Here is a 21420-nt window from a genome sequence, read left to right on the forward strand (position 1 = left end):
TAGTCGTTCAGGTGTTCCAGAACCATGCGCACAGCACGTTCACGGACTTCGGGGGAGTAGGTCGTAGTCTTTCTCATGGCCTCATCTTCTCAAGAGTTGAGGCCTCCACAAAAGCCGGGGCGATTCACACCCTTGGGAATGGAAGCAAGCAGCCCGATCACTATGGCGCCCAGAACCATCACTCCAGATACGCCGGACTTGCTGCTGCGCCTACGCTTCCTTGCCATCGTCTCGACTCCCTCAAAAGCCATGCCGGCCGTTTGGCAGTATCGGTAATTCGAGTGCATCAACCAATACCTAGGCGATAGATGCTTGTTACCAGCGTCCACTTCTGGCCGGTAGCTGTCTGTCACCAGCGTCTGCTGTCGGCCAGTAGCAGTCATTGGTGAGCGGATTTTCCAACCCGAAGGTGTCGCGGTACCTGTCGAGGATCCATCGGTTGAGCTCCGCAAAGTCGAAAAGCGCGCTGGCCAACTTCAGTCTCTCACTGGCCCGGTGCAATTCTTTAAGCTCGCGCTCCAGCCACCTACTCCGCCGGGCGAAGCTGGTCGAGAAGCCCTCACGAACGCCGGCATCGGCTTCGGCGCTCTCTTGCCCCATTCGCTCAAGGTTTGCGGCATGCAACCAATCTTAAGGGTTATGACTCTATGGCCATCCACAGTGACCGGGGCGCTCCGTAATGGCTCGTAATCGGCATTTTCAGGGGATGAGTTGAACAGGTAGACGTTGGTTATGTCTGAATGATTGCGGCCGAACTGCCCACCGTTGGCATCTGTAAACCCCAGGGGTACGGCTTAGACAAGCCCTTCTCGAATTGGTACACGACGGCGTCAGGAAACAAGCGCCGGTCGTAGCTCATTCCCAGGCGTACGCTAAGGCTCGCCGGAGCAGCAACTACCAAATGAAGCTTGCGAACGCCGATAGCGCTCAATTGCTGCACCGCGTCTCTAAACTGCGCAGCCAAGGCTGCTTGCTTCTGTTCGGACCAAAAACGGTCGGCAAGCGGCGTTTCGATTCTCAAGCGCACTACCGGCAATGAGCTTGTAAACGAAGCTGTAACGTCGGCTTGATTTACAGTGTACGACGCCTCGACAACCAGGATCGCCTCCGAGGTGGCTCCAGCGGAAGGTAGCCCCTCTATCGGCAGGAACCTAACCGAGTCATCAGCGCCGTCAATTGCACGCCAACACTTTGTACTGCGGTCCCAGTCGTACAAGTGAACGAGGGACTCATCATCAATAAGCATCCCCGCTAAGAACAGTGCAGGAACTGCTGCCAGACCGCCGATAGCGACCTGCACGTCACGCTTGTCAGCACCGTCGACCAGTGATTGCAATGTGCCTTTCATCGATGACACCCGCTCCAACAAGTATCCGGAATCGACACGCGCATCCTGGCCTTGAGGGCGGAAATCGAGAAGCAAGTGACGGCGGTCGCCTCGGAACGTAGGAACCACCTTATCCACGGCCGGGGTGTCCGGGCTGGCGTGCAACCCGCGCATTTCAATCACAACCAGTCGGCGCCGACGCTCGCGCCGATGTTCAGCTACAAGCACGATGGCACCAATGACAACAAGGAGGAGCCCGGCCCCGGCAAAGACCAAGGTCAGCCAGAACGGGAGTCCTTCCCCAGCCCCAAAGGAGAAGGACCAACCGCCCTCCTTGACCTGACGGCTGATCTGGACCGCGAAGTCTGCGCCGGCGGTTACTATTACCAGTCCAGTGCCGTACTTGAGGAGCGTAACGCCAGCCGAGCGAGGTCTCGTGAACCAATCAAGCAATCGCGTGATAATGGTGTACGCCAGTTGCTTAAGCATGAGCGCTCCCGCACAAAGCACTTCGCCTTACCAGAGTCATTTGCTCTCCCTTTTCAGCTCTCTGATGCCACCGGACCGGCTCTTTGTCCAAACCCGAATTTCCTTGCGACCTACGATGGGGAAAAACAGTCTCGCCCCGTCGAACGTGTCATTTGCAACTGCCTGCTGCCAGTCCTCCCGGTCGATGAGGCTCGGAGTCGGGCTGTCTTCAGGGTGCGTATGCCAGAGGCCCAGGTAGGCCAGAGTATTTGTCTCCTCTAGCCACCGCTCCCTTGCGATGTGTTCGTGCTTTTTGGAGCGGAAGAAACTGAAGCGAGTCCGTCGGTCAGAGGACTGAGGGCCAGTTACTTCGTCAACAACGATGTCCTCCGAATCGAGCAAGTGCCGCCCCAGAAGCACCCCCCCCGCTTCACGCTGCCAACACCTTTTTTGGACATAAGCCAGCAACTGTTCGACCGCCTGACTGGTGATGATGAGGCGCTGTTTCGAGGTCACTTTGAACACAAGCTTCATTTGGTGCCTCGACAATGCTTACAGGGCCGACCAAACACTCGCGAAGTGGCTTCTTCAAAGTTCAATGACTTGGCAGTGTCGCGCCATGGCGTTATACGCAACCCTTGCTTAGCGGCTACACGCCCCTCGCCTACCCAGTAGCGATACGACGGGCCTGATGAGTTCAGTGCTGCAAGTAAGTGCTCTGCGGCCATTAGGCCCGTACGTCGCGACTGCAAAGCACTATACGGTACAAATACGCTGGAGCAGCCCGTAAGATTTTTAGACACCGCTTGGTTCGGTTCTAGGAAGGCCGTCCGTGCTTGCAATGAATTTTGTCCTTCGTCGTCGCGGTAAAGACAGTCGAGACATCCAGGCTCCTCGGTCCAACATGCAACTGAGTGCCCCCCGAGGTCGAGAGGCTCCAGCCATGTGAAAAGCATCGGCAATGGCCGTTTTGCCCGAGCCCGGATTGCACGGCAGAACGAACGTTCTAAAGTTGGTAGGCCAAAGGCAAACACAACTCCGTCAACTTTCGAAAAATCCGCTGTCTTTAGCCACTCCTGGGCCCAGTTAGCCACTTCAGTAACCTGAATTCCTGGGTAGCGGCGCTTGAGCTCGAATCCCAACCCTATGACCTTAGGTAGGTCGATGAAACTTGGGTCGATGATGTGTCGAAATACATTGTCTTCGGAATAGTCGTCGCCATCGACCAGAGTAAGTCGGCCTACGCCCGTCGACGCGAGCGAATCAGCAACTACAGAGCCAACGGCGCCACAACCAAGCACCACTATATGCTTACTGAGCAGTTCGAGCGAAGCGCCTCCCCGCTCACGCATGTACGACGGCGTGTGCCGTCTTACAGTTAGCGGTGTAACGGGGACAGTAACGTCGAGTTTGCCTGCCTTGGCTCCGAAAGTGGCGCCAACGAGAGAAAAACCGCCAGCAGCTCTAGGCACTGAAACCAGCAACGCCAGATGCTTTGGACCGTTCTTCGAGGGGCCCACAAGCTGGTCCCAGAGAGCCTGTTGCTCAGCCGTCATTTGCTCACAAACTGACTCAATGAATTCAGGCCCGAGCTTGTTTGGGTACAAGGGTGGGGCTATAGGCCCAGGCAAATGGACATAAAGCGCACGATGCGACGCAAGGCCCTTGGTGTCGAATGCCAGAAGCGACTTACCCTCACGCTCTGCGAAGTACCACTTTGAGGGGCCTTTTTTTGTATTCAGATAAGCCTTAAGCAGCCGGTCTTTGCCATCAACTTCAACCGTGGCACGGGCTCGGACAGCCCCTGGCAAGCCCAACCAGTACCCTTCCAGTTCGTTGTAGAATTCATCAGAGTTCGCCGCCGCGTCTGCATTCCATTTCTCTAGCAGGTCGAACGCTGCAAGAACTGTGAACGCGACGATCTCGGACCGACGGTCGGGATCAAGTGATAGCCCTTGGTTGTCACTGACGCAAACCGTGCCGTGATAGCCCACATGGGCGAGCAGCCTAGCGGGGGTGCGCAAGGAGATGCTCGGCAGCCGAGTAAGAGCATCGCTCTTGCAATTGACATCGAGTTCCCAGGGCTGCTGCCCCCCCTGTATTTGCACGCCCAGCCAACCATCAGCGGGGTCTGCCAGCCTGATGACAGACAACCCGCGCTCCAGACAGGCCTGCTGAACTGCAGCGAAGCCTTCATCGGTGAGGGAAGGTGCAGACGGCGTGGCTGCAGTCAAGCCGAGTTCCCAGTGCTGATGACGGGTGCAACTGCCGCCTTTGCAGTCTCTGCCTTTTCAGGCACCTTGAAGTCACCGCCAAATTGCTTTGTCAGCACCTTGCAAGCGTCTTCAGGCAAGTCCTCGTTGTAGGCCTCGTCGAGAGCGTCTTGCAGCGCTTCGAGCTTGGATTGGAAGGTCTCCATCTGCTGCTTGGTCATACGTTCCATCAGGTCGCCGCCAGGCGTAACCGGCAGATAGACCGCCAGCCGCTCATGATACCCCTCGTCAGTCACAGCACCTTGAAATTGATTGAGGATAACGGTCACCCAATCAAGCAAGGCCAACAAATCTGCGGGTTTTCCCGAGGCTTCAAATCGTGGTTTGAACCACTGTTTAGCGGCAACGGTCAGCGCGATGCTGAGTGGCGCACCGCCATTACGGAATTGGACGTCACGCCAGCGCTTGACGTAACGGATACAGCGGCGGTACTGCGCAAGCTCCTTGTCGTCAGTGAACGTGCTGCAGATGAGTTCGGTGAGCTTCTTGGGGTCAGCCGCTTCCCAGAAACGGAACTCCTGAGCAGAGTTTTCCCTGCCTTTGCCGATGGCCAGAAGCCCGTCGTCACGCTTGGTATATAGGACCAAATCAACGTGGTACTCCGGTAGACCGTCGCGCATGTAGTTAACCGTCACGCAGGGCCGACGAATCAGGACCGTGCGACCGTTCGTGTCGAGGGCATCGCGGACCTTCTTTTTGAGAACAACGGGGTCCGAATACTTGCTCTGATTGCAGTCGAAGATGATCCCCACATCGATGTCGTAGTTCCCGTCCAGCGGGACCACGCCGGTGTGCATGGCATAGCTGCCTTGGTTAAACGTCTCAAATGCAGGAACGTCCTCGTCGAGATTTGCGTCGAGCGCATCAACCAGGACCTTACGCTTCTCGCGCAGCTTGGCCTTCTCGTCGTCGTTGTCGAGCTTGATGGCTGTATGAAAGTCTTCGAACTGCTTCTGCACTGCCGGCATGTCATCCCCCTAGGTTGCGCTGACCAAGGGGACAGCTTCGGATAGAAGGAGACCCCATTTAACTGAAGTAAGGGCACAACAAAATTTTTCAAGGGGCCTACAGTTCGACATTCCCTGACGTGTACTTCTCGCCCACCGTTAAAAAGTGGCGTTGAATACGGGGCTTGACGCCAGCCGACAGAGAGGACTCCAAGGTGGATTTGGAGGGCATCGTTCAAAGCGGTCAGCTGGAGAGGCGTAAAGCACCTTGTACGCGGGCATTCACAGTATGGAGTGTTTTATCGTCAAGGATGGGGACTGCCCCGCCCGCAGTGGCCCCTTGATCGTGAATGTCCTCTAACACTCAGCAGACGTAGGCGCGAAGGGCCTTATCGGACGGCTGCCTCTGGCCGGTTTCTGCCTGTTACTACCGTCTGCTTTACGGTATTTGGCACAAATCAGCGTATCGAAACTACCTTTCTGTCCCGATTTTCTTTGATAGCTGACATCGAAAGGTTGCCCCTCGCCGCCTCCTGAATGTGTTCGCTCCACCAAGCCATCATCGGGCGTCTCCGCTCGATGTAGTCCGCCCGGTTGTATGCGCTGCGAACTTCGTCCTTGTCGACGTGGGCAAGCGCTACCTCAATCATTTCCGGATCCCAGCCGTGTTCGTTGAGGATGGTGCTGGCCATTGAGCGCATGCCATGGCTGACCAGGCGTCCTTCGAAACCCATGCGTTTCAGCGCCATGTTGGCGGTCTGGCTGTTGCAGTGGGTGCGAGGGTTCCGGTCTGCAGGGAAAACGTATTCACGGTGACCGCTGTAGGGTTTGATTGCCTCCAGTAACGCGAGAGCCTGCTCTGTTAGCGGAATGATGTGCGTGCGGCGTTTCTTCATTCGCTCAGCTGGGATCGTCCAGATTTTCTTTTCGAAGTCGATGTCTGCCCAGCGAGTGGTTGCTGCCTCCGCTGGCCGGGTCATGGTGTGAAGCTGCCATTCGATCAGGCAACGAGTCGTTCGTTTGATGCTGGCATTGGCGATCGCCACCATGAGCTCGCTCAGCTCATCAGGGGGCAGTGCTGCCATGTTTTTCTTTTTTGGTTTCTTGAAGACAGAGCGAATACCGCTGAGCGGGTTAGCGTGAATCAGTCCTGAGTTGACCCCGTAGGTCATGATTTCGTTGAGCCGTTGTGTCAGCCGTTTAACGGTCTCAAGGCTGCCCTTGGCTTCGAGCGGCCGAAGCAGGTTGATAACCTGTGGTGCATTGATGGCTGAGATCGGGGTCGTACCTAAGTCCGGGAAAACGTGCAGCGTCAGTGAGCGCCAGATGTCCTCGGCGTAGGCCTGTGTCACGGAGTCTTTTTTCAGCTCATACCAGGCGGTAGCTACGTTCTGAAACGTGTGTTCGGTTGCAGCCCTCTTGGCTTGCTTCAGATTGTCCCGCTCTTCTTTGGGGTCGATGCCGGTGGCAAGAAGCTCTCTTGCTTCAACGGTCATTTTCCTTGCTTGGGCAAGTGACAGTTCAGGGTATGCACCAAGCCCCATGTTGATGCGCTTCTTGGTTACTGGGTGGTAATAGTTGAAATTCCATAGCTTAGAGCCATTGCTTCTCACTCGCATTTGCAATCCATCACCGTCGACCAGGATGTAATCCTTTTCCTTGGGCTTGGCAGCTTTGAGCTTGAGCTCAGAAAGGCGAGAGGCTTGAGCGCACATTGGTATTCCATGAGAGGTTTTGGTATTCCAAAAATTACCACCTGTATGCTTGGAATACCATTTGGAATACCGGGTTTCGCGGATCCAGTTGGACGCTATCGGATCGTGACAACGCTGAAAGCCCCGTACTTACTGGGTTTCAGGCACAAAAAAAGACGTCCGAGGACGTCTTTAGATGGTTATTTGGTGGAGCCGGGGGGATTTGAACCCCCGTCCGCCAGCTCTCCGCTATCGGTTCTACATGCTTAGCCATCTCTACTGAGTTAACTCCGCGCCGCCCGAGTGGCAGGGTGCTTGGAGCGAGCTGCATGAGTTTTAGCCGTTACGTCTGCAGCGTACTTGGCGGCGATCCTGTTCTATATGACTGACCAGATCTTCGGGTTTACAGGCATCCCCTAGGGTCAGCTGGCGCCCTTAGGCGGCCAGAGCGTAGTTGTCGTCGTTGGCAACTATTAAGGTGTGGCAGCGGATTTACGAGAACTGTCACCTACTCGGCATGCCCCTCAAGTTTCGTTACCGGCGTCGAATCCTAATCGGCCCCAAAACTGTGGTGCTTGTTACTAGGAGCGCAGTGTACGGCAAAGGTTCCCTGGCGTCGACCGGCAGTGCCGGCGGTTAGCACCCGGAGCTATCCGGCGCCGCCAGGGCAGGCTATCTTCTGCAGGACTTCAGGTCTTTCCCGCGCCGAACAAGAGGCTTTACCCCGCATGCAACAGCGCCCCATTCGCCAGTGGATCTGGCGTGCGTTCGTTCAGAGCGCGCTGATTCCGCTGATTCTGGTCGAATCGGTACTGATTGCCGCCTACCTGTTCAGCAATGCCGCCGTGCGTGACGCACAAATCGAGCATTTGCAGCACAGCGCCTTGTCTGACCTGGCTACGGCAATTGGCCGTGAAGCCGCGGTGATCGACGCGCGCCTAAGTGCAGTGGAAGCCCAGGCGCTGCTCTTGCGCGACGGGGTACGCCACGCGCTGGATAATCCGCACTACCAACCCACGCGCGAGGAACGCGCGCGCCACGCGGTGAGTGATGCCGGGGTCTTCCATACCCAGCACGACAACGGCGGAGCCGCCTCGTTCTATGCCAACAGCACCCCTCTGCCCCGCCAGGATCACGCCAAAGCACTGCGCCTGGCGCAGATCGACCCGTTGCTGGCGTCGATCAAGGCCGCCAATGCTCAGGTAGCGGCGGCTTATTTCAACAGCTGGGACAGCTACAACCGCATTTATCCGTATTTCGACGTGCTGGCACAGTATCCGCACGACATGCGGATTCCCGAATACAACTTTTATTATCTGGCCGACGCGCACCACAACCCGCAACGCCAGGCGGTATGGACCGACGCCTATCTCGACCCGGCAGGCCAGGGCTGGATGATGTCGGTAATTGCCCCGGTGTATCGCGGCGATTTTCTGGAAGGCGTCGCCGGTCTGGATATCACGGTTGGTCAGATGCTCGGCGAAATCGCCCGCTTGCAGGTCCCCTGGCAGGGCTACGCGCTGCTGATCGGCAACAGCCATGAAATCCTCGCCCTGCCGGACGCCGGTGAACGCGACTTTGCCCTGCGCGAACTGACCGAGTATTCCTATGCCGAAGCCGTGCGCCGGGAGATCCTCAAGCCCGAGCAGTTCCGCCTGACCCGCTACCGCGAACTACAGCCTCTGTTGCAGCAGATGGGTACTGCGCAACAGCCGGGCAATACTCGGGGTGTACAACAGGTCACGCTGAACGGCGAGAGCAAGCTGGTGGCCTGGGCCAAGGTGAGCAAGACCGGCTGGCACCTGTTGATGGTGGTCGACGAGACGAGCATTTTCAGCACCACCCAACAACTAGCCAGCCATTACCAGCAACTGGGCTTCGTGATGATCGCCGGCCTCGTGCTGTTCTACCTGTTGTTCTTTCTCTACATGTGGCTACGCGCGCGCCAGCTCAGCCGAAAACTGGCCGCGCCCCTCGAGCAAGTGGCCAGCCAGTTGCAGGCGCTGGGTGGCGGGGCTCTCCAACAACCGCCTGCACCCGGCAGTATCCGCGAGATCAACCACATGCTCAGCAGCCTGAGCGAGGCGGCGCAGCAGTTGCAAGCCAGCGAGTCGCAGCGCCAGGAAGCTCAGCGACACTTGCAGCTGGTGCTGGATAGCACCACGGAGAGCGTCTGGGACCTGGACCTCGCACAACAGCGCATGTGCCTGAGTGACAACTTCCGGCTGCGCTACGGCCTGGCCAGCACGTGTTTGGCTCTGCGCGACTATGATCGCCATATCCACCCGGATGACCTGCCACGAATCGATCACTTGCGCCGCCAGTTCCTCAAGGACGGCAGCAGCCAGTTCGATGCCGAATACCGCTTCCGCAACGCCCAGGGACAGTATGTCTGGCTGCTCAGTCGCGGCCAGGTTCTGCAACGCGATACCCAGGGCCAGCCGCTGCGGGTATCCGGTACGCATGTGAACATCAGTCGTCTCAAGCAGATCGAAGATGACTTGCGCCAGGCCAGCGAGCGCGCCCTGCAGGCCAGCCAGGCGCAGCGTCGCTTTCTCTCCAGCATGAGCCATGAACTGCGCACACCGCTGAATGCCATCCAGGGTTTCGCCCAGCTAATCGCCCTGGAAGCCGAGGAGCACAGCGCCCGCCAGACGGAAGCGGCGTACGCAAGGGAAATCGTTTCAGCCAGTCGTCACCTGACCGCGGTGGTCGATGACATTCTCGACCTGACCAGCCTGGAGAGCCGCCGCCAGCAACTCCAGCTGCGCGCGGTAGACGTGGGCGAGCTACTGAGCAGTTGCGCCGAACTGATACAACTCGATCTGCAACAGTATGGCCAGCAACTCAAGCTGCTGCCTGCGCCGCAACCACCACTCTACGTGCTGGCCGACCCGCGACGCCTGCGCCAGGTGCTGATCAATCTGCTGTCCAATGCCATCAAGTACAACAGCCCGCAAGGGCTGGTCAGCCTCGGTTACGAAGTACGGCAAAATGCCGTGCGCCTGTGGGTCGAAGACCACGGCCCGGGACTCAGTGCCGAGCAGCAGGCACAACTGTTCATTCCCTTCCAGCGCCTGGGGCGGGAGAACTCGAATATCCCGGGCACCGGAATCGGCCTGGTGCTATGCCGCGAGCTGGCCAGCCTGATGCACGGCGAAATTGGCCTGCATAGCGAACCGGGCTGCGGTAGTCGCTTCTGGATCGATCTGCCCGGTTGTGCCGCTGACTCGCTACAAGAACCTGTAGGACAGACCAACAAACCGCTCGCCCTGTGCATCGAGGATCACCCCGCCAGCCTGCGCCTACTCCAGGAGGCGTTGCGCGACATGGCCGAGGTAGAAAGCGCCACCACCCTGGCCAGCGCTCGCCTGCTCCTCGACAGTCGCCAGCCACGCCTGTTGTTGCTCGACCTGGACCTGCCGGATGGCAACGGCATGCAGCTGTTGGAAGCCCTGCAGCAGGACCCACGCCATGCGCGAATGGCCATTCTGGTCGTCACTGCCAGCATCAACCAGGCACTGTTTGACCAGGCGCATCGATTGGGCGCCCTGGCCTGTCTCGGCAAGCCACTGGATCTGCAGCAACTGCGCCGACTAGCGGAGGAGATGCTGACCGAAACGCCACAAAGGGCATAAAAATGGCCCGCCAGGCAAAAAACGTCAGAAAAACATCAGTGAACAGTTGTTTCGTGCTTGTGCATCGGCCCTGCGTAGGGTATCAACGCACTCGCCACAACCCTGCTCACCCCGGAATGCATCATGACAGTCGCCGTATCCGCGCCAACCGACAGTAAACCCGCCGGACGTATTCGTCAGAAAAACCAGCACGCCATCCTTGCCGCCGCCGCCGAAGAGTTCGCCCGCCACGGTTTCAAGGGCACCAGCATGAGCACCATCGCGCAACGCGTGGGGCTACCCAAGGCCAATCTGCACTATTACTTCGGTAACAAGCTGGGGCTTTATGTCGCCGTCATGCGCAACATCCTCGATCTCTGGGACAGCGCCTTCAGCCATCTCAGCGCCGACGACGAACCCGGACCGGCCCTGGCCGCCTACATTCGCGCCAAGATGGAGTTCTCCCGCCGCGAGCCGCAAGCCTCGAAGATCTTCGCCATGGAAGTCATCAGTGGCGGCGAATGCCTGTCCGAGCACTTCAATCAGGATTACCAGGCCTGGTTTCGCGGGCGTGCTGCGGTGTTCCAGGCCTGGATCGACCAGGGCAAGATGGACCCCATCGACCCGGTGCATCTGATCTTCCTGCTATGGGGCAGCACCCAGCACTATGCCGACTTCTCCAGCCAGATCTGCCGGCTGACCGGTCGCAAGCGCCAAACCCGCGAAGACTTTGCCCTCGCCACCGACAACCTGATCCATATCATCCTCAAAGGCTGCGGCATCGCCCTGCCCGTCTGATGCGCTACAGCCTGGCGGCGCCCAGCCGCTTCCAGCTGGAGATCCGCAAGAGCCGCTTTCTCGCCCAGGCCGCTCCGGTAGCCGACGAGGCAGCGGCGCGGGCCTTCATCGCCAGCCACCGCGCAGCGGATGCCTCGCACAACAGCTGGGCCTGGAAAATCGCTGCGCAATATCGCAGCAGCGACGATGGCGAACCGGCCGGCAGTGCGGGCCGGCCGATACTCGCCGCCATTGAGCACTTTGCCGGCGACCAACTGGTCGTTCTGGTCAGCCGCTGGTATGGCGGCATCCCCCTGGGCATGGGCGGGCTTATTCGTGCCTACGGGGGCTGCGCCAGCCAATGCCTGCAAGCAGGCCAGCGCCAGCCGCTGCAGCACCTGTTGCAATTGACCTGCCAGTTGGAACATGCCGTGCATGCGCACCTGCTGGGACGTTTGCCGTCCCTGCAGGTACAGGTGCTGCAGCAGGATTACCAGGCCGAGGGCGTCAGACTCCTCCTGCAACTCCCCGCCGAACAGCGCAACGCATTACAGCAGCTGCTAGACAGCCTGAGCCGCGGACAAAGCACGCTGCGTGAGTTATGAAGGGTTTCTGTGCAAAGCCCTGTGGATAACCTCGGGAAAGCCTGCTCCATCACTGGCTGCGCGGGCCCTCTGGAACATTGCTCAACTTTTCACCAACGCCACCAAAGCATGCTTAAAATATGTGAAATTCCCTTTAATTTCATTGCATTACAAAAACAAAACGAACGTTTGCCTGAACATTCACGGCTAACTTGCCAAGCAACCCAGTTATCCACGCCACCTGTGCATAACTCTGTGCAGAAGCCTTGGAAGACTCCCCGCACACAGCGTCCGGCGCGGCCTGCAGGCAACTGCTCAGTTTTTCGGCACAGCCCACGCGCCCGCCTCGCGTTGCCGCGCCAACCAGGCCAGCGCCTGCTCCACATCCGTCCCCACCAGGCGCACCGGAACGCTCAGCATCAGGTTCAGCGGCAAGTGGAAATCTTCCAGCTGCCAGCCTTCGGCATCCACCTGCGGCAAGCCACCCGGCACCGCCAACTGTGGCTGTAAACGCAGCAGGCGCTGACGGTAACTGGCCTGGTCAGCCAGATAGCCAAACAGCGGTTTGCCCAGCGCCGCGGCGTAACCCAGCTCGAAACAGCTGCCACTGTCCGGCTCGCTGCCACGAAACGGCTCTAGGCAAGCCAGCACCAGATCAGCCTGGCGCAACAGAGCGAGGTTGGCCTGGTAAATCCACTGCGCCTGCTGTGGCGGAGACAGCCCATCCGGCAGGGCGTTATCCAGCGGAAACAGGCCGACAAAACCGCTGGCCAGGCAGGCTTCCTTGAGCTGCTGGCCGTAGCGCACGGCATCCGGGCGAAATACCTGCGGTCCGGCTAGATAGATACGTAACATGGGCAGGCTGTCCTGTGGCGACTGAACGCCTACAATGCCACGATCCACCTGCCTGACGAGACCCTCATGGACAACTGGCTCAATGCCCTGGCCAAGGCCGAACTGCATCTGCACCTGGAAGGCGCACTGGAACCCGAACTGCTTTTCCAGCTTGCCGAACGCAACCGCATCAGCCTGCCCTGGGCGGACATTGACAGCCTGCGCCAGGCCTATGCCTGCCACAATCTGCAGGAGTTCCTCGACCTCTACTACCAGGGCGCCAACGTCCTGCGCGAGGAACAGGACTTCTACGACCTGACCTGGGCCTACCTGTGCAAGTGCCAGGCCCAGGGCGTGGTGCACTGCGAGCCCTTCTTCGATCCGCAGACGCACACCGAGCGTGGCATTCCCTTGCAACGAGTGATCGCCGGGATTAGCCAGGCATTGGCCGACGGCCGCCGTCAGCTGGGCATCAGCTCGGGGCTGATCCTCAGCTTCCTGCGCCATCTCAGCGAAGAGCAGGCCTTTGCCACCCTTGCCGAAGCCATGCCCTGGCGTGACAGCTTCATCGGCGTGGGCCTGGACAGCTCCGAGCTTGGCCATCCGCCCAGCAAGTTCCAGCGAGTATTTGCCAAGGCGCGTAGCGAAGGTCTGCATGCCGTGGCACATGCCGGCGAGGAAGGACCACCCGCCTATATCTGGGAAGCTCTCGATCTGCTCAAGGTAGAACGCATCGACCATGGCGTGCGCGCCATGGAAGACCCACGCCTGGTCCAGCGCCTGGTCGACGAGCAGATCCCGCTGACCGTCTGCCCGCTCTCCAACGTCAAGCTGCGCGTCTTCGATGACATGCGCCAGCACACTATCCTGAGCATGCTCGAATGCGGCCTGAAGGTCACAGTCAACTCGGATGATCCGGCCTACTTCGGCGGCTATCTCAACGAAAACTTCCAGGCCCTGCACGACAGCCTGGGCATGAGCCAGGCACAGGCCCGGCAATTGGCGCAAAACAGCCTGGACGCACGCTTCGTACGCAACTGACAGGCAAAGCCTGCAGGGAGCATCTAAACTCGGCATTCAGGCCAACGCCCATGGCCTCGCGCATAGGGATCAGGATGAAACCTGCAGCGACCAGCCCCCTGCTGCTGGCCGGAAGCTACCTGGCCTTCAGCACTCTGTGGATTCTTTTCAGCGACCAACTGCTGGCCTCGCTGGGCCTGGATGCAGCCCAGTGGCAGCGCCTGCAAACCTGGAAGGGCCTGCTGTTCATCACCCTCAGTAGCCTGCTGGTATTCGGCCTGGCCCGCTACCAGCAGCGCCACCGCGAACAACTGCTCGACAACCTGCTGCGCGAACGGGCCAGCCGGCGCAACACCCAGCGCGAAGCCGACCTCGGCGACTGGCAGTTCCGTGATAGCCAGTTCTGGCTGGGTGAGCAAGCCATCGAACTGCTGCAACTGCCCAGCCAACGCCAGCGCCTGACCCAGGAACAGCTCCTGCAGTGCCTGCATCCGGCGGACCGGGTGCTGTTGCAGAACGCCCTGCAGGCGCTATTGGGTGAGGGCAAGGCCCTCAACTGCAGCGTTCGCCTGCAACCCAGGGACAACGGCGAGCTGACCTGGCTGCAACTGCGCGGCCAGGCACTGGGGCCGTTCTGCGCAGAAGGCAGCGTACGCAATATCACGGCACAAAAGCGCGACGAGCAGGCACTGCGGGAAAGCGAACGACGCTTTCGCCAACTGTTCGAGCAGCCCCCCCGCATCGCCGTGCAGGGCTATGACCGCGAACGCCGGGTGATCTACTGGAACCAGGCCAGCAGCGAGCTATACGGCTATAGCGCCAGCGAAGCGATGGGCCGCCATCTGGAGCAGTTGATCGTGCCCACGCCAATGCGCAGCAAAGTCGTCGCTGATATTCAGCGCTGGATGAGCGGCGGCGAACCGATTGCGGCAGGCGAGATTACCCTGCAGCGACGCGATGGCAGCCCGGTAAACGTGTATTCCAGCCACCAGATGCTGGTCAATCTGCACAACCAGCCGGAGCTGTACTGCATCGATATCGACCTCAGCGATCAACGCAGCGCACAGGCCGCGCTCAAGGACAGCGAGGCGCGCTATCGGGAGCTGGTCGAACAGCTCAGCGAAGCCATTTTCCTGCTCGACGACCAGGGCCGCCTGAGCTTTCTCAGCCAGGCCTGGTGGGCGCTCAGCGGCCACAGCGCGGAACAGAGCCTGCACCAGCCGCTCGAAGACTTCCTGCACGACGAAGACAGTCGCACCCTGTGCGAAATACGCCGCCAGCTCAGCGCCGGCAAACGAGCCAGCTGGACGGGCGAATACCGCCTGCGCTGCAGCGATGGCAGCCTGCGCTGGGTTGAAGTACAGCTCAAGCGCAGCGCTCAGGGCATGCGCGGCAGCCTGACCGACATCCATAGCCGCCGACAGATCCAGGCCCTGCAACAGGCGCGCAATGCCGTGCTGGATGCGCTCAATGGCAACCAGCCACTGGCCGATATCCTTACCGGAATTGCCTACAGCCTGGAATGGGTCAACCCGCAAATGCGCGTCAGCATTCTGCTGTTGGATGGCGAGGGCCAGCAGCTGCACCTGCTGGCCGCCCCCAGCCTGCCTGACGAATGGCAGCGCTTCCTGCGCCAGCTCGCCGTACCGGACAGCCTGATCAGTTGTGCCCAGGCCGTACGCAGCGGCGAGCTGGTGGTTCTCGACGATCTGCAGGGCGCGCACAACGATGCCGCACTCCGCCAGCTCTGCACTCAGGCCGGTATCGCGGCCGCCTGGTCACTGCCGTTCAAGGACGAATTCCAGCAGGTGCTCGGGGTTTTCGGCATCTACTACCAGCAACGTCGCCAGCCCAGCCAGGAAGACCTCGACCTGGTTACCGAATTCAGCCGCCTGGCAGCCCTGGCAGTGCAGCAGCAGATGCTCCAGCAACAGCGCCAGGAAAGCGAACAGCGTTTCCGGGCAACCTTCGAGCACGCCGCCATCGGCATTGCCCATGTTGCCCCGGATGGCCAGTGGTTGCGCGTCAACCGCCACCTCTGCGAGATGTTCGGCTATGCCGAGGAGCAATTACTGCAGCGCACCTTCCAGGAGCTCAGCCACACCGATGACCTGCCACGTGACCTGCATGAAGTGCAGCGGCTACTGCAGGGCGAACGGAACAGCTACAGCCTGGAAAAGCGTTACTGGCATGCCAGTGGACGATTGGTCTGGGCGCATCTCAGCGTAGCACTGGTACGCCATGCCAACGGCCAACCGCATTACTTCATCTCGGTGCTTGAAGACATCAGCATGCGCAAGCAGCACGAAGCCGCGCTGCGCCAGGCGGCCACGGTCTTCGACAGCAGCCGCGAAGCCATCCTCATCGTCGACCAGCAGCGCCGCATCATCACCAGCAACCCGGCGTTCAGTGAGCTGACCGGCCTGGCGCCGGAAACCGCGCTCGGCCGTCACCTGCCGCTGGCCCTGCACAATGCCGAACAGCGCCAACGCTACCGCCAGTTGTGGCGCACCCTGCGCGACCACGGCCAGTGGCAGGGCGAACTGTTCAGCCGTCACCCCGACGGTCGCCTGCTGCCGGTGCTGCTCAACGCCAGTCTGATTCGCGGCGGCACAGGCCAGGAACGCCAGTATGTACTGATCTTCAGCGACATCAGCGCCCTCAAGGACAGCCAGGAACGGCTGACCCACATGGCACACTTCGATCCGCTGACCGAGCTGCCCAACCGCCTGCTGGCCCATGAACGTCTCAAGCATGCGCTGCTGCATGCTCAACGCAACGACGCACGGGTTGCCGTGCTGTTCTTCGACCTCGATCACTTCAAGAACATCAACGACAGCCTTGGCCACCCGGCCGGTGACGAACTGCTCGGCGCGCTGGCCCAACGTCTGCGTCAACGCCTGCGCCAGGAGGACACCCTGGCCCGACTGGGCGGCGACGAATTCCTGGTCATCCTGGAAAACCTGCAGAAACCCGATGAGGCTGCCCAGGTGGCACGCCTGTTGTTGCGCCTGATTGAAGCGCCCTTCCAGCTCAGTGGTGCACGCGAGGTCTACCTGACCAGCAGCATTGGTATCAGCCTGTGCCCGGAGGACAGCTTCGACGCCGACGAACTGATCCGCAATGCCGATGCGGCCATGTACCAGGCCAAGCAGTCCGGACGCAATGCGTTCTGCTTCTACACCCAGGCGCTGACCGATGCGGCCCAGCAGCGCCTGATCCTCGAATCACGCCTGCGCCGTGCGCTCAAACAGGGCGAATTCATCCTGCACTACCAGCCGCTGCTGGATACGCAAAGCGGCCGGGGCATGGGTGTCGAGGCACTGCTGCGCTGGCAAAGCAGCGAAGGCCTGGTGCCTCCGGGGCAATTCATCCCCCTGGCCGAGGACTGCGGCCTGATCGAGCCTCTCGGCGCCTGGGCGCTGCAGGAGGCTTGCCGGCAGGCCCAGCAATGGCGCCAACAGGGGCTGAATCTGCAGACCCTGGCGGTCAATCTGTCACCCCGCCAGTTCCGCCAGCGCAACCTGCTTGAGCAGGTGCAGCGCGCCCTGCGCCAGAGCGGCCTGCCGGCACGCTGCCTGGAGCTGGAGATCACCGAGGGAGCGCTGATGGATAATGTCGAGCAGGCGCAGCGCACCCTGCAGGCGCTGCGCGATCTCGGCCTGCAGCTGGCCGTGGATGACTTCGGTACCGGCTACTCGTCACTGGCCTACCTGCGGCGCTTCCCGATCAACAAACTGAAGATCGACCAGAGTTTCATGCAAGGCATCCCCGAGGATCACGGCAATCTGCAGATCGTTCGCGCCATCATCACCCTGGCGCACAGCCTGGACCTCAACGTACTTGCCGAAGGCGTCGAGCAGCCCCAGCAACTGGAAGTGCTGCGCCAGCTCGACTGCCAGTACAGCCAGGGCTACCTGTTCAGTCGCCCGCTGCCGGCCGACTGCCTGCCCACCTGGTGGCACGAGCACGGTCTGCCGGCCAGCATGCCCTGAGAGCAACCCGTTCGATCGGCCATCGCGCTGTGCAACGACGCCCTGGAAGGGCGCCACGGCCGGCTATGCCGTGCGCGTAGTCAGCCAGGCACACAGGCAGGCCAGCAGGGCACACAGGCTGATCACCACGGCCAGTGGCAGGGCGCTGCCATCGTTCCAGGCGGCAACCAGGCCGGCGGCCAGCGCCGCCACGCTGAACTGCAGCGAACCGAGCAGCGCCGAGGCACTCCCGGCATGCGCGCCCTGCCCGGCCATGGCGCAGGCGGTCGCATTGGGAATTACGCAACCGAGACTGGCAATGGCCGCAAACAGCAGCGGCAGGAACGGCCACAGGTGCGCCGGCCGGGCCAGCGCCAGCAGCACCAGCGACAGGCTGCACAGTAGGTAGAACACCACTACGCGACGCATCCAGAAGGCCGGCCCGCGGCGATTGATCAGCCGCGCGTTGACCTGTGCCATGCCAATGAAGCCCGCCGCGTTACAGCCGAACAGCCAGCCATAGTGCTGCGGCGATACGCCATACAGCTCGATGAACAGGAAGGGCGAGCCGGCGATGTAGGCAAACATCCCGGCCATGGCCAGCCCCCCGCACAGCGCATAGGCAAGGAACTGGCGTTCGCCAAACAGCCGCCGATATTGCCCCAGGGCACCGCTGAGCGGCGCCGGCGGCGCATGCGCCGGACGGCTTTCCGGCAGCCACAGGGCAATCGCCAGCGCGCAGAGTACGGCAAACAGCAGCAGGCAATAGAAGATCGCCGGCCAGCCGGACCAGGCCAGCAGCCAACCACCCGCCAGCGGCGCCAGGATGGGTGCTACCCCCATGACCAGGATCAGCTGGGAAAACACCTTGGCCGACGCCAGCGGATCGCACAGGTCACGCACCACGGCCCGTGAGATGACCATGCCGGCACAGCCGCCCAGCGCCTGAACGAACCGCGCCAGGACCAGCACCTCCAGGCTCTCCGCCCAGGCGCAGGCCAGCGAGGCCAGGGCAAACAGGCTGACCCCCACCAGCAACGGGCGGCGTCGGCCAAAGCGATCGGCCAGCGGCCCATAAAGCAGTTGGCCAATGGCCAGCCCGGCAAAATAAGCCGCCAGGCTCAGTTGCACATGTTCGACATCCGTGGCGAACTGCCGGGCCAGCGTCGGGAAACTGGGCAGGTAGAAATCGATGGCCAATGGCCCGAAGGCGCTCAGCGCGCCAAGGATCAGCAGGATACGCAAGGTCATGCGGGCACTCGTGACACAGGCAACAGCACATGGCCTGCCTGGCACACTGAACGACTGAGGAAGGACACTGCCGGGATCAGCAACCGCCGACCTACTGGCCGCTAGCTGACCGGGCAGACAACATACTGCCGGGGATTGTCCCTTGACCTTGCCACAGTGGCAAGGCGCAGGCTTGCCAGCAGCCTCACGGAGAACCAGCCATGCACCGAGCCATTGCCTACGACCTGCCGCTACGCGGCATGAGCTGCGCCAGTTGCGCGGCGCGCATCGAGAAAGCCCTCGGCGCCCTGCCTGGCGTCAGCGCCGTGCAGGTCAACCTGGCCAGCGAACGCGTGCGCCTGCAAGCCCCGCCCGGCCAGTTGGCCAGCCTGCGCCAGTGCATCGAGGAGGCCGGCTACCAGGTGCCCGTGCACAACCTAAGCCTGCACCTGCAAGGCATGACCTGCGCCAGCTGCGCCGCGCGCATCGAGCGGGCGCTGCTCGCCGTCGACGGGGTCTGCCAGGCCAGCGTCAACCTGGCCAGCGAAACCGCGCAACTCCAGCTGCTTGCCGGCAGCGATGTGCAGACGCTGCTGCACGCCGTCGAACAGGCCGGGTTCGGCGCCCGCCTGGCTACACCGGACAGCCCGCCCACGCTGGTCCGCCGTGACTGGCAACCCCTGCTGGCCCTGCTGCTGGCCATCCCACTGATGCTGCCGATGTTCGCCGAATGGTTCGGTGTGCACTGGATGCTGCCGGCCTGGATACAGTTCGCCCTGGCCGCGCCGGTGCAGTTCATCCTCGGCGCACGCTTCTACCGCGCCGGCTGGCGGGCGCTGCGTGCCGGTAGCGGCAACATGGACCTGCTGGTGGCAATCGGCACCAGTGCCGCCTTCGGCCTGAGCCTGTACCTGTGGTGGCAGGCCGAGCCCGGAGCCATGCCCCACCTGTATTTCGAGTCGGCCGCCGTGGTCATCGCCCTGGTGCTGCTCGGCAAGCACCTGGAAAGCCGTGCCAAACGCCAGACCGGTGCCGCCATCGCCGCGCTGCAGGCGCTGCGTCCGCAGCAAGCACGGCGGGTCACGGGTGACCAGGAAAGCTGGGTGGCACTCAGCGAACTGCGCCGCGCCGACCGCCTGCGCGTGCTGCCCGGCGAGCGTTTTCCCTGCGACGGCCTGGTCCTGGAGGGCCACAGTCAGGCCGACGAATCACTGATCAGCGGGGAGAGCCTGCCGCAGGCCAAGGCGCCCGGCAGCACGGTCACCGGCGGCAGCCTGAATGGCGAAGGCAGCCTGCTGGTCAGCGTCACCGCCCTTGGCGCGGAAAGCGTGCTGGCGCGCATCATCCGCCTGGTCGAGGACGCCCAGGCGGCCAAGGCGCCAATCCAGAAACTGGTCGACCGCATCAGCGCCTGGTTTGTCCCCGTCGTCCTGCTGATTGCCCTGCTCACCCTCGGCGGCTGGTTGCTGGCCGGCGCCGGCCTGGAACAGGCCCTGCTCAACGCCGTCAGCGTACTGGTCATCGCCTGCCCCTGCGCACTGGGCCTGGCCACGCCCACGGCGATCATGGCCGGCACCGGGGTCGCAGCCCGGCACGGCATCCTGATCAAGGACGCCAGCGCCCTGGAAGTGGCCCACAAGGTGACTGATCTGGTCTTCGACAAAACCGGCACCCTGACTGAGGGCCAGCCGCAACTGGTGGCCCTGTGCAGTGCCCCCTCGCCGGACGCCGCCGCGCACGACACACACTGGCTGAGCCTGGCCGGCAGCCTGCAGCGCGGCAGCGAGCACCCGCTGGCCCGTGCGGTACTGCGCGCCTGTCGCAGCCAACGCCTGCCCACCCCGGCGGCCAGCGACAGCCAGGTACTGCCAGGACGCGGTGTGCGCGGCAGCCTGGAGGGCCGCGAGTGGCTGCTCGGCAATGCCCGCCTGCTGCAGGAGATGGCCATCGACAGCCAGCCCCTGGCGGCCCAGGCCGCCCAATGGGAGGCCGCCGGGCACAGCCTGGCCTGGTTGGCCGAGTACCGGCCGACACCGCGCGCCGTCGCCCTGCTGGCCTTTGCCGACCCAATCAAGGACGGTGCCGGCGCGGCCATTACCGCACTGCACCAGGCCGGCCTGCGCTGCCATCTGCTGAGTGGCGACAACCCCGGCAGCGCCGGCAGGGTGGCCCAGGCGCTGGGCATTGATCAGCTGCAGGCGCAAGTGTTGCCGGCCGACAAGGCGGCGCGCATTCGCCAGTTGCAGGACCAAGGCCGGGTGGTCGGCATGGTCGGTGACGGTATCAACGATGCCCCGGCGCTGGCCGCCGCGGATGTCGGTATTGCCATGGGCAGCGGCACCGATGTGGCCATGCAGGCCGCCGGGATCACCCTGATGCGCGGCGATCCGCGCCTGGTCAGCGCGGCGCTGGCGATCAGCCGGCGCACCTACGGCAAGATCCGCCAGAACCTGTTCTGGGCCTTTGCCTACAACCTGCTGGCCCTGCCCCTGGCCGCCGCCGGCCTGCTCAACCCGATGCTGGCCGGCGCCGCCATGGCGCTTTCCAGCCTCAGCGTGGTGAGCAACGCCTTGCTGCTGTACCGCTGGCGACCATGAACCGTGCAGGGGTATCTCCTCTGCATCTTGGGCTGCGCGGGGCGCATCAGGTAAACTGCCGCTCTTTTTCCGCCACGC

14 protein-coding genes and 1 other RNA gene are annotated in these 21420 nt (G+C 61.7%); 7 read left to right on the forward strand and 8 right to left on the reverse strand.

What is annotated here, in order from left to right; genetic code table 11:
* Positions 1 to 730 precede the first annotated feature (730 nt).
* From CFY91_RS06645 to CFY91_RS06660, 4 genes are read right to left on the reverse strand one after another with little or no spacing between them, the layout of a single operon-like run.
* Positions 731 to 1816, reverse strand: a complete 1086-nt coding sequence (locus CFY91_RS06645) for an SAVED domain-containing protein (RefSeq protein WP_093985568.1) — start codon at positions 1814 to 1816, stop codon at positions 731 to 733.
* A gap of 36 nt (positions 1817 to 1852) precedes the next feature.
* Entirely contained in the window at positions 1853 to 2329 is a 477-nt protein-coding gene (locus tag CFY91_RS06650; RefSeq protein ID WP_093985569.1) for a Mov34/MPN/PAD-1 family protein, read from the reverse strand.
* Positions 2326 to 4029, reverse strand: a complete 1704-nt coding sequence (locus CFY91_RS06655) for a ThiF family adenylyltransferase (protein WP_133063674.1) — start codon at positions 4027 to 4029, stop codon at positions 2326 to 2328. The genes CFY91_RS06650 and CFY91_RS06655 overlap by 4 nt, the downstream gene beginning before the upstream one ends.
* Complete coding sequence (locus CFY91_RS06660; protein ID WP_093985571.1) at positions 4026 to 5036, reverse strand: nucleotidyltransferase domain-containing protein; 1011 nt, start codon at positions 5034 to 5036, stop codon at positions 4026 to 4028. The genes CFY91_RS06655 and CFY91_RS06660 overlap by 4 nt, the downstream gene beginning before the upstream one ends.
* 247 nt (positions 5037 to 5283) lie before the next feature.
* Here CFY91_RS06660 and CFY91_RS16405 point away from each other — a divergent pair, with 247 nt between their 5' ends.
* Positions 5284 to 5376 (forward strand): hypothetical protein, encoded by a 93-nt coding sequence (locus CFY91_RS16405; protein WP_371870544.1) that lies wholly within the window; start codon positions 5284 to 5286, stop codon positions 5374 to 5376.
* Positions 5377 to 5473: 97 nt separating this feature from the next.
* On the opposite strand, the gene CFY91_RS06665 is transcribed toward CFY91_RS16405, so the two are convergent.
* Together CFY91_RS06665 and ssrA are read right to left on the reverse strand one after the other, a co-directional pair.
* Positions 5474 to 6730 carry an integrase domain-containing protein gene (locus CFY91_RS06665; protein WP_093985572.1) on the reverse strand — a complete coding sequence of 419 codons (1257 nt, stop codon included), beginning with the start codon at positions 6728 to 6730 and terminating at the stop codon, positions 5474 to 5476.
* Positions 6731 to 6914: 184 nt separating this feature from the next.
* Positions 6915 to 7271, reverse strand: a transfer-messenger RNA (tmRNA) gene (ssrA, locus tag CFY91_RS06670).
* A 166-nt stretch (positions 7272 to 7437) separates the two neighbouring features.
* Between ssrA and CFY91_RS06675 the strand changes: the two genes are divergently transcribed.
* From CFY91_RS06675 to CFY91_RS06685, 3 genes are all read left to right on the forward strand, one after another.
* Entirely contained in the window at positions 7438 to 10347 is a 2910-nt protein-coding gene (locus tag CFY91_RS06675) for an ATP-binding protein (protein ID WP_093985573.1), read from the forward strand.
* A 123-nt stretch (positions 10348 to 10470) separates the two neighbouring features.
* The gene (locus CFY91_RS06680; RefSeq protein WP_093985574.1) at positions 10471 to 11124 is read left to right on the forward strand and encodes a TetR/AcrR family transcriptional regulator; all 654 of its coding nucleotides are present in this window, start codon (positions 10471 to 10473) and stop codon (positions 11122 to 11124) included.
* Positions 11124 to 11708, forward strand: a complete 585-nt coding sequence (locus tag CFY91_RS06685) for an IMPACT family protein (protein WP_093985575.1) — start codon at positions 11124 to 11126, stop codon at positions 11706 to 11708. The genes CFY91_RS06680 and CFY91_RS06685 overlap by 1 nt, the downstream gene beginning before the upstream one ends.
* A gap of 294 nt (positions 11709 to 12002) precedes the next feature.
* Here the strand turns inward: CFY91_RS06685 and CFY91_RS06690 are convergent, their stop codons facing one another.
* Complete coding sequence (locus CFY91_RS06690; RefSeq protein ID WP_093985670.1) at positions 12003 to 12542, reverse strand: nucleoside 2-deoxyribosyltransferase; 540 nt, start codon at positions 12540 to 12542, stop codon at positions 12003 to 12005.
* Between the two features lie 66 nt (positions 12543 to 12608).
* Here CFY91_RS06690 and CFY91_RS06695 point away from each other — a divergent pair, with 66 nt between their 5' ends.
* Positions 12609 to 13562 (forward strand): adenosine deaminase, encoded by a 954-nt coding sequence (locus CFY91_RS06695; protein ID WP_093985576.1) that lies wholly within the window; start codon positions 12609 to 12611, stop codon positions 13560 to 13562.
* A 74-nt stretch (positions 13563 to 13636) separates the two neighbouring features.
* Positions 13637 to 17536: a bifunctional diguanylate cyclase/phosphodiesterase gene (locus tag CFY91_RS06700; protein WP_165765309.1), complete on the forward strand. Its 3900-nt coding sequence runs from the start codon at positions 13637 to 13639 to the stop codon at positions 17534 to 17536.
* 63 nt (positions 17537 to 17599) lie between these two features.
* Here the strand turns inward: CFY91_RS06700 and CFY91_RS06705 are convergent, their stop codons facing one another.
* Positions 17600 to 18766 carry a Bcr/CflA family multidrug efflux MFS transporter gene (locus CFY91_RS06705; RefSeq protein ID WP_093985578.1) on the reverse strand — a complete coding sequence of 389 codons (1167 nt, stop codon included), beginning with the start codon at positions 18764 to 18766 and terminating at the stop codon, positions 17600 to 17602.
* Between the two features lie 200 nt (positions 18767 to 18966).
* On the opposite strand from CFY91_RS06705, the gene CFY91_RS06710 reads away from it, so the two are divergent.
* Positions 18967 to 21342 carry a heavy metal translocating P-type ATPase gene (locus CFY91_RS06710; RefSeq protein WP_093985579.1) on the forward strand — a complete coding sequence of 792 codons (2376 nt, stop codon included), beginning with the start codon at positions 18967 to 18969 and terminating at the stop codon, positions 21340 to 21342.
* Positions 21343 to 21420: the final 78 nt, after the last annotated feature.

The sequence above is a fragment of the Pseudomonas fluvialis genome (assembly GCF_002234375.1).
GTDB lineage: Bacteria > Pseudomonadota > Gammaproteobacteria > Pseudomonadales > Pseudomonadaceae > Aquipseudomonas > Aquipseudomonas fluvialis.

Excerpts from the sequence above, each read along its gene's own strand:
- CFY91_RS06645 (WP_093985568.1), bottom strand. The coding sequence starts at position 1,816 with ATGCTTAAGCAACTGGCGTACACCATTATCACGCGATTGCTTGATTGG.
- CFY91_RS06650 (WP_093985569.1), bottom strand. The coding sequence starts at position 2,329 with ATGAAGCTTGTGTTCAAAGTGACCTCGAAACAGCGCCTCATCATCACC.
- CFY91_RS06660 (WP_093985571.1), bottom strand. The coding sequence starts at position 5,036 with ATGCCGGCAGTGCAGAAGCAGTTCGAAGACTTTCATACAGCCATCAAG.
- CFY91_RS06665 (WP_093985572.1), bottom strand. The coding sequence starts at position 6,730 with ATGTGCGCTCAAGCCTCTCGCCTTTCTGAGCTCAAGCTCAAAGCTGCC.
- CFY91_RS06675 (WP_093985573.1), top strand. The coding sequence starts at position 7,438 with ATGCAACAGCGCCCCATTCGCCAGTGGATCTGGCGTGCGTTCGTTCAG.
- CFY91_RS06680 (WP_093985574.1), top strand. The coding sequence starts at position 10,471 with ATGACAGTCGCCGTATCCGCGCCAACCGACAGTAAACCCGCCGGACGT.
- CFY91_RS06685 (WP_093985575.1), top strand. The coding sequence starts at position 11,124 with ATGCGCTACAGCCTGGCGGCGCCCAGCCGCTTCCAGCTGGAGATCCGC.
- CFY91_RS06690 (WP_093985670.1), bottom strand. The coding sequence starts at position 12,542 with ATGTTACGTATCTATCTAGCCGGACCGCAGGTATTTCGCCCGGATGCC.
- CFY91_RS06695 (WP_093985576.1), top strand. The coding sequence starts at position 12,609 with ATGGACAACTGGCTCAATGCCCTGGCCAAGGCCGAACTGCATCTGCAC.
- CFY91_RS06700 (WP_165765309.1), top strand. The coding sequence starts at position 13,637 with ATGAAACCTGCAGCGACCAGCCCCCTGCTGCTGGCCGGAAGCTACCTG.
- CFY91_RS06705 (WP_093985578.1), bottom strand. The coding sequence starts at position 18,766 with ATGACCTTGCGTATCCTGCTGATCCTTGGCGCGCTGAGCGCCTTCGGG.
- CFY91_RS06710 (WP_093985579.1), top strand. The coding sequence starts at position 18,967 with ATGCACCGAGCCATTGCCTACGACCTGCCGCTACGCGGCATGAGCTGC.